At 70.9% G+C, this 4,195-nt stretch carries 4 protein-coding genes; 3 read left to right on the forward strand and 1 reads right to left on the reverse strand.

Going from position 1 to position 4,195, the window contains the following annotated elements; genetic code table 11:
* Nucleotides 1-3: 3 nt before the first annotated feature.
* On the reverse strand, nt 4-1,245 hold the full coding sequence (locus VGD32_RS06960; protein WP_331031178.1) for a TIGR03862 family flavoprotein: 1,242 nt from the start codon (nt 1,243-1,245) through the stop codon (nt 4-6).
* Nucleotides 1,246-1,293: 48 nt separating this feature from the next.
* On the opposite strand from VGD32_RS06960, the gene greA reads away from it, so the two are divergent.
* The 3 genes from greA to ligD all read left to right on the forward strand — a co-directional run.
* Complete coding sequence (greA, locus tag VGD32_RS06965) at nt 1,294-1,770, forward strand: transcription elongation factor GreA (RefSeq protein ID WP_331031179.1); 477 nt, start codon at nt 1,294-1,296, stop codon at nt 1,768-1,770.
* 128 nt (nt 1,771-1,898) lie between these two features.
* Nucleotides 1,899-2,042 carry a hypothetical protein gene (locus tag VGD32_RS06970; protein ID WP_331031180.1) on the forward strand — a complete coding sequence of 48 codons (144 nt, stop codon included), beginning with the start codon at nt 1,899-1,901 and terminating at the stop codon, nt 2,040-2,042.
* Between the two features lie 66 nt (nt 2,043-2,108).
* Nucleotides 2,109-4,195, forward strand: a 2,087-nt coding sequence (ligD, locus tag VGD32_RS06975) for a DNA ligase D (protein WP_331031181.1), incomplete at its 3' end; no start/stop codon positions are given.

Below are 4,195 nucleotides of genomic sequence, written 5' to 3' on the forward strand. Positions count from 1 at the left end.
CGGTCATGACGCCGTCCTATCGTCTTGCGCCAGCCAGTCCAGCACCCCCTCCGCCGCCACGACGCCTGACGCCATCGAGGCCTGCAGCAGATAGCCGCCGGTCGGGGCCTCCCAGTCCAGCATCTCGCCGGCCGCGAACACCCCCGGCACGGCCTTCAGCATCAGCCGCCCGTCCACCGCGTCCAGCCGCACCCCGCCGGCCGAGGAGATCGCCCGTTCCAGGCCCTGCACCCCTGTCAGGGTCAGCCGCACGGCCTTGATCCGCCGCGCCAGCTTGTCGGCGCCCTCGGGCAGGACGCCTGGAATCTCGCGCAGCAGGCCGACACCGACCGGCGACAGCCCCGCAGCCTTCCGGAGCCAGTTCGAGACGCTGTCCTTGCCGCGGCCCCTGGCCAGCCGCCCAGCCAGCGCATCGACCGTCAGGTCGGGTCGCAGATCCACCGTGAGCGTCGCCGATCCGTCGCGCTCGACCGCCTCGCGCAGCGCCGCCGACAGGGCATAGACCGCGCCGCCCTCGAGACCGTAGTGCGTCACCATCGCCTCCCCGCGCACGGTCGTCCCGCTGAAGCTCAGCGCCACCGGCTTCAGCGGCTGCCCCGCGAACCGGTCGGCGAACACCTGCGACCACGCCACGTCGAAGCCGACGTTCGATGGCCGGAACGGCGCGACCTCGACTCCGTCCGCCTCCAGCCGCTCGCGCCACGCCCCGTCCGATCCCAGCCGCGGCCAGCTCGCCCCGCCCAGCGCCAGCACCACCGCGTCCGGCCGCTCGATCCGCTCGCCGTCGGGCGTCCCGAACACCCAACCTCCGTCCCGGCGCCCGATCCAGCGCGACCGCGTCCGCACCTCCACGCCCAGGTCCGCCAGCCGGCCCAGCCACGCCCGCAGCAGCGGCGAAGCCTTCATCGCCCGCGGAAATACCCGCCCCGATGATCCCGTGAACACCGGCTGCCCCAGCCCCTCGGCCCAGCCGGTCAGGTGCGTCGGCGAGAACCGTTCCAGCCAGGCGGCGATCGCGCCGGCGGCCTCGCCGTAGCGGCCCGTGAACGCCTCCAGCGGCTCCGAATGGGTCAGGTTCAGCCCGCCCCGTCCCGCCATCAGGAATTTTCGCGCCACGGACGGCATGGCCTCGTGCACCACGACGGCGACGCCCGCCTGCGCCAGCCGTTCGGCCGCCATCAGCCCGGCCGGCCCGGCCCCGATGACATGGACGGTCTTCGCGACGGCTGGATCTGGAGAACGCATGCGGCCTTCTAGACCGGAACGCCCGCCATCGGCATACGCTTCGTCCCCATGAGCGTCGCCTTCACCCGCGAGGAAGATCTGGAGGCGACCGCCGCCGACCTTCCCGACCGTCCAATCTCGCCCCACCCGAACCTCGTCACCCCGTCCGGGCTGGCGAAGATCGAGGCCGCCCTCGCCTCGGCCCGCGCGGCCTACAGCGCCGCCCAGGCGCAGGGCTCCATCGAAGCGGACCGTACCGCCATGGCCCGCGCCACCCGCGACCTGCGCTACTGGTCCGCCCGCCGTGCCACCGCCCAGCTCGTCGAGACGGAAGCCGACGGCCGGGTGCGCTTCGGCGGCTCGGTGACCATCGAGCGCGAGGACGGCCGCACCCAGACCTGGCGCATCACGGGCGAGGACGAGGCCGACCCCGCCGCCGGCTCGGTCAGCCATGTCTCTCCGCTGGCCGTGGCCCTGATCGGCAAGCGCGTCGGAGAGGAGGCTTTGGTGGCCGGGCAGACGGTCGAGATCGTCGCCGTCGATTGAGCGACCTGTATTGAACGGTTGTCGCCGGGGCCGGAACGCCCCACCTTGTACGCATCCCGCGCCGTTCCCCGGCGTTCTCCCGGCGCCCCTCGCGTCAGGCGCAGTCGCGCCGGAAAGGAAGCCCGCCGATGGCCCGCAAGCCCAACTACAGCTTCGAACGGATGGAGCGCGAGCGCGCCGAAGCGAAGAAGGCCGCCGAAAAGGCCGCCGCGAAGGCCGAAAAGCGTGCGGCCGCCCGCGGCGAAACCCCGCCGTCCGACGGGCAGGACTGAGCTGAGCCAAATCCGCGGCGGCGCGTTGATCGTCCCGGACCCTTCGGTCAGCGGCGGGAGGCGCGTTTGCGCGGCGAACTGGAAACCTATCAGGCCAAGCGGAAATTCGGCGATACGCCGGAGCCGAAGGGCAGGAAGGGCAGGGCCCGCAAGGCCGGGCTCAGCTATCTGATCCAGCGCCACGCCGCCACCCGGCTGCACTATGACTTCCGCATCGAGATGGATGGCGTGCTCAAGTCCTGGGCCGTCACCAAGGCCCCGTCGCGCGACCCCTCGGTCAAGCGGTTGGCGGTCGAGGTCGAGGACCATCCGCTCGACTATGGAAGCTTCGAGGGGACTATCCCCGCCGGCAACTATGGCGCCGGCACGGTGCAGATGTGGGACCGCGGCACATGGGAGCCGCAGGAGGACGACCTCGACGCCGCCTTCGCCAGGGGCAACGTCAAGATGGTGCTGCACGGTGAGCGCCTGCGCGGCAAATGGGCCCTGATCCGGCTCAAGGGGGATCGCGGAAAGCCCTCCAGACGCAACAATTGGCTGCTGATCAAGGAGAAGGACGAATTCGCCGTCCCCGGCGAGGGCGACGCCAACATGGAGATCGACGTCTCGGTCGCGACTGGCCGCAGCCTCGCCGAGATCGCCGAAGGCAAGGCGCAGTGGGGTTCGCCGAAGACGACGAAGAAGGCGGCCCCGCCCAAACCGGAGGCCCGTCCCGCCGTCGCCAGTCGCGCCTCCAGACCACACCCGTTCATCCCGATCCAGCTGTGCAAGATCGCCGACTATCCGCCGCAGGGCGCCGGTTGGGCCCACGAGATCAAGTTCGACGGCTATCGCCTGCAGGTCGCCTCGGGCGGCGGCCGCGCCACGGTCCGCACCCGCAAGGGTCTCGACTGGTCCGACAAGTTTCCGGAACTGGCCGCCGACGCCGCCCGCTGGCCGGACGCCGTGGTCGACGGCGAACTCTGCGCCCTGGCCGAAAACCACATGCCCGACTTCTCGGCCCTGCAGGCGGCGATCTCCGAGCGGAACACCGGCGGCCTGGTCTATTTCGCCTTCGACCTGCTGTTCGAGGGGCCCGAGGACCTGCGCAAACTCCCCCTGTCTCACCGCAAGGCCAGGCTCCAAGCCTGGATCGGCCGCATCCCCAGGGCGGCCCGCAGGCGCATCCGGTTCGTCGACCATTTCGCCACCACCGGCCAGGCGATTCTCGACAGCGCCTGCCGCATGGATCTTGAGGGCGTCATCTCCAAGAAGCTGGATGCTCCGTATACGGAAGGCCGCTCGACGACCTGGCTGAAATCGAAATGCCGGGGCGGTGACGAAGTCATTATCGGGGGCTGGACCTCCGAGGGCGGCAGCCGCTTCCGCTCCCTGATCGTCGGGGTCCGCGACAAGGGCGGCCTGCGCCACCTCGGCCGGGTCGGCACGGGCTACAACCAGACCCTGCTCAAGACCCTGCTGCCGAAGCTGAAGGCGGCTGAGACGGACCAGAACCCCTTCGTCGGCAAGGACGCGCCGAGAAAGTCGCGCGCGGGCGGCATGACCATCCACTGGGTCAAGCCGGTGCTCGTCGCCGAGGTCGAGCACGGCGGCTACACCGACACCGGTTCGCTGCGTCAGGCCGCCTTCAAGGGCCTGCGCGAGGACAAGCCTCCGTCCGAAGTCACCGAGCGCCCGCACGCGCCGCCCGACCCGGCGAAGGAGCCGGGCAGGCACTCATCTTCCTCGCCCCTGACCATGCCCGGCGAACCCCGCGCTCCCGCCGGCAGGGGCAAGCTGGTCGTCGCCGGCGTGACCATCTCCAACCCGGACAAGGTGCTGTGGCCCGCCGCCGAGGGCCGGCCCGCCATCACCAAGGCCGAGCTGGTCCGCTATTACGAAATGGCCGCCGAACGCATCCTGCCCCACGTCGCTGACCGCCCCGTCTCGATTATCCGCGCGCCGGAGGGGATCACGGGCGAGAAATTCTTCCAGCGCCACGCCATGCCGGGCTCCAACCCGCGGCTGAAGTTGATCGACGTGAAGGAGCGCAAGCCCTACGTCGGGGTCATCGACGTCGGCGGCCTCGTCGCCATCGGTCAGTCCGGCGGACTGGAGCTGCACCCGTGGGGCTGCAGGCCCGGCGATCCGGAGACGCCCGAACAGATCACCTT

This window comes from Brevundimonas sp., assembly GCF_036402095.1.
In the GTDB taxonomy this organism is placed as follows: domain Bacteria; phylum Pseudomonadota; class Alphaproteobacteria; order Caulobacterales; family Caulobacteraceae; genus Brevundimonas.